This window comes from Enterovibrio qingdaonensis (assembly GCF_028683135.1).
Lineage (GTDB): Bacteria > Pseudomonadota > Gammaproteobacteria > Enterobacterales > Vibrionaceae > Enterovibrio > Enterovibrio qingdaonensis.
Genome location: NZ_JAJUBB010000082.1, coordinates 1 through 341, shown reverse-complemented (window position 1 = coordinate 341; position 341 = coordinate 1). Strand labels below are relative to the sequence as shown.

At 57.5% G+C, this 341-nt stretch carries 1 protein-coding gene; it reads right to left on the bottom strand.

All coding sequences use genetic code 11. The features are described from left to right. Positions 1-341 (bottom strand): VCBS domain-containing protein (locus LRP49_RS25210; RefSeq protein ID WP_274146424.1); only part of this gene is annotated, 341 nt, incomplete at both ends.

Below are 341 nucleotides of genomic sequence, written 5' to 3'. Positions count from 1 at the left end.
AAATGGTGATCACGATGTCTTGGGTCGTGCCGTCAGAGGCCGTGACGGTGATGGTGTCTGTGGCGGTGTCGCCGTCAGCCAGTGATTGGATGGATGCGCTGTCAGCGGTGTAGGTCCATGCGCCATCGACCAAGGTCAATGACCCGTAGTCACCCGCCAGCGTACCGTTTGGAATGGTTGGTGTATCACCAGTGTCGACATCGGTTATCGTGATGGTACCTGACGCAGTTTGTGCGCCCGCATCTTCGGTGAGACCTCCAGTGGTGTCACCCGTGATGACAGCCGCATCATCAGTCCCTGTAATGGTGATCACGATGTCTTGGGTCGTGCCGTCAGACGCT